Here is a 3,365-nt window from a genome sequence, read left to right as displayed (position 1 = left end):
TACCTCATAAAAGTGGAAATATTATCAACTACAAAGCTTCTAACTTTTTCTAAACCTTTTGAAGTTTTAGTCATCTTAAATAAAACTCTTCCCATAATTATAACATCATACATACTATTATGTAACTCTTCTTCTTCAAGTTTAATATTATAATACTCTGCACATTCCATAAGTTTAGGCCACTTATACTTAGAATATCCATTAGTAGATGGTATTTTTACAGTTTCTATATTTTCAATCATCGTATCAAATTGGTAAGGTAAAACAAATGGAATAAATTGTCTATCAAATTTAATATTATGTGCAACAAAATGTTCGGCTCCTTCACAAAAGATATAAAAATTATTAACATCTTCTTTAAAAGTTCTAGGATATTTTTCATTGGATAAACTTCTTCTTCTTTCTATTTCATCATCATATAAACCATTTACACGCAAAGCACCTTCATTAGGTTCTTCTCCTTCATTTCTAAAATAAAATCTATCAAATTCACCTAATTTTACCATTTGATTTGTTTCAGTATCATATTCTATTTTCATAGCAGATATTGATAAAACTGAATCACTAGGGTTTGTACCATTTGTTTCAGTATCAAAAAGTATTAATTTTTTCTTCATTATTTTCTCCTTAATTTTATTTTTTATTTATAATTATACAGTATTTCAAATATTTTAATCAAGTATTTTATTGACTTTTAGTATTTATAAATATATAATTATTATATAAAATATTTTGATTATGAAAGGAATTTTATGGAAATAATAAATAACTTAGGTAAAGCATACGAAAATGAAAATTTAAAAATTATGCACTTTAAACTTAAAGCAGGAGAAAATATTATGCCACATAATCATCCTGGTTTATTGATATTTTTTAATGTGTTTAATGGAAATATTGATGTTAAAATTAATGACTACATTAATAATTTAAAAGGTGGAGATATACTTAATTTTGATGGTGAAAATACTATATCTGCTACTGCTATTAGTGATACTGAAGTATATGTATATTTATTTAAAAAGGAGTAAGTTTATGGAAATGTTAGATAATTTTAAATCTCAAAATATTGATATAAATAAATTAAATACCTTAATAGATATTAAGAATAAATATAATAATGGTTTACTATCTTTAGAAGATGCAAAAATTTTATTAAAAGAAAAAGTGAAATCTATTAAACCTTATGAAATCGCAATAGCTGAACAAAAAATAAAACAATTTGATGAAAATGAATGTGTAAAAGAAAATATACAAGAAATGTTGGTATTATTTGAAGATATATTAGATAAAAGTAAACCTACTCTTGATAAATTACATCCTATAAATATATATTATATCGAAAATGAAATAATCAAAAATATTTCAAAAGATATGGAAAGACTTTTAAAAAAAGATTTTATAAAAAATGAATGGTTAAACATTTATGATGAATTGACTAAATGGTATAAATTTCATCTAGTTCGTAAACAGAATCAACTGTATTCTATTCTTGAAAAAAAGGGTTTTGATAGACCTACAACTACTATGTGGGTACTTGATGATTTTATCCGTGATGAAATCAAAGAATTGAAAATATTACTAATAAATGATGATGATGAAAAATTTATCCAAAAACAACAAATTATGAAAGATGATATTTTAGATTTAATAAGCAAAGAAGAAAATATACTCTATCCTACTTCACTTATGATGATAAATGATGAAGAATTTGAAAATATGAAATCAGGAGATAAAGAAATTGGTTTTACATTTGATTTATCTGAAATAGAAAATTATAATGAAAATGATTCAAATAAAAATATTAAGTTCATAGATGAGTTTAAAGAATTACTGAATAAATATGGATATGCAAATACAGAAAAAACAAATACTAATGAAATAGAGCTTAAATATGGTTCAATGAGTCCTGAGCAAATAATGTTGATATTCAAACATATGCCTGTTGATTTTACTTTTGTAGATAATAATAATTCTGTAAAATTTTATAACGATACTGATCACAGAGTTTTTCCAAGAAGTAAAAATGTTATAGGTAGAGATGTTAAAAATTGTCATCCTAGAAAAAGTGTACATTTAGTTGAAGAAATTATAGAAAAATTTAGAAAAGGTGAAAAAGATAAAATAGAATTTTGGATAGATAAAGGTGATGTATTCATATATATTTATTATGTAGCAGTTAGAGATGAAAATGGTGTATATAAAGGAGTTCTTGAAATGATGCAAGACTGTACACATATTAGATCTCTTAAAGGCTCTAGAACTCTTTTAACTTGGGATGAGGAAGAAAATAATAATGCGTCATTAGAGGAAGAAAAAAATGAAGAAACTTTAATATTTGATATAGAAAATATAAATCACAATACTTATCTTAAAGATTTATTAAAAGTATTTCCTACTTTAAAAACAGAATTACCTAAAATAAATTCTAAATTTAAATTATTAAGTACTCCTTTAGCTCGTGTAATGCTCCCCACTGCTACTATAGAAAAAATGGCTGAAAGAAGTGGGATGGATAAAGAAGTTCTTTTGAATAAAATAAAAGAAAAAATATTAGAATTAAAAAATACAAAATAAGCAAAAATCCGTATAAAAACTTATACGGATTTTTTATTATTTTTTCAATGAATCTCTAATTTCAATTAATAATTCTTCTGTTTTAGTTAATTTAGGTTCTGCTGCAACTTCAGCTGCTTTTTCTTCTTTCTTTAATTTAAGCATAATTTTTAAAACAATAAATAACACAAATGCTATAATCAAGAAATCAACTATATTTTGAATAAACATACCATAATTTAATGTAAGAGCATCTGCATCTCCTTCTGCTGGTTTTAAAACTAAACTTAAAGTTTTAAAATTAATTTTACCTAATATTAAACCAATTATTGGCATTATAATATCATTAACAAGAGAAGTAACTATTTTACCAAATGCAGCCCCTATAATTACCCCTATAGCTAAATCAATAACATTTCCTTTTGAAATAAATTCTTTAAATTCTTTTAACATATTTTCCTCCATTTTTTAATATATAAGCATATTATATTAGACCTAAAACATATTGTCAATGTATTTAATATTATAAATATAAAATTTTTGTTGCTCTCAATTTTGGTATAAATAAGGATTTATTTTTAGAAAAAATAGGTACATCTACTTTTAACTTTTTCTGAAATTTTTGAGAACACATTGAATACCATTTTTTATTTTTATAGACAACGACTTGGTCGTTGCAAAAAGTGGAAACAATCTGTTTATACTTTTAGTCATTTGTACCCCTACATTCCAAAACTGATTTTATCATTTTTTTCACTACACGCTTACCCGTTTCTCAAAAAAAATACATTTTTAAATCATATTTTAGAATA

The 3,365-nt window shown here is 23.3% G+C and carries 4 protein-coding genes; 2 read left to right on the top strand and 2 right to left on the bottom strand.

Annotated features, from left to right (window positions below):
* On the bottom strand, positions 1 to 617 hold a 617-nt coding region (locus tag ACWYO2_RS05415), incomplete at its 3' end, for a 3'-5' exonuclease (RefSeq protein ID WP_455515462.1).
* A gap of 135 nt (positions 618 to 752) precedes the next feature.
* On the opposite strand from ACWYO2_RS05415, the gene ACWYO2_RS05410 reads away from it, so the two are divergent.
* Together ACWYO2_RS05410 and ACWYO2_RS05405 are read left to right on the top strand one after the other, a co-directional pair.
* Entirely contained in the window at positions 753 to 1,028 is a 276-nt protein-coding gene (locus ACWYO2_RS05410; protein ID WP_455515461.1) for a DUF1637 domain-containing protein, read from the top strand.
* A gap of 4 nt (positions 1,029 to 1,032) precedes the next feature.
* Positions 1,033 to 2,574, top strand: coding sequence for a DUF438 domain-containing protein (locus ACWYO2_RS05405; protein WP_455515460.1), 1,542 nt, complete (start codon positions 1,033 to 1,035; stop codon positions 2,572 to 2,574).
* A gap of 36 nt (positions 2,575 to 2,610) precedes the next feature.
* On the opposite strand, the gene mscL is transcribed toward ACWYO2_RS05405, so the two are convergent.
* Positions 2,611 to 3,006, bottom strand: a complete 396-nt coding sequence (mscL, locus tag ACWYO2_RS05400; RefSeq protein ID WP_455515459.1) for a large-conductance mechanosensitive channel protein MscL — start codon at positions 3,004 to 3,006, stop codon at positions 2,611 to 2,613.
* Between the last annotated feature and the right edge of the window lie 359 nt (positions 3,007 to 3,365).

Source organism: Pseudostreptobacillus sp., from assembly GCF_977040545.1.
Note: the sequence above shows the minus strand (reverse complement) of the source record. Positions and strands in the feature narration are given on the sequence as shown.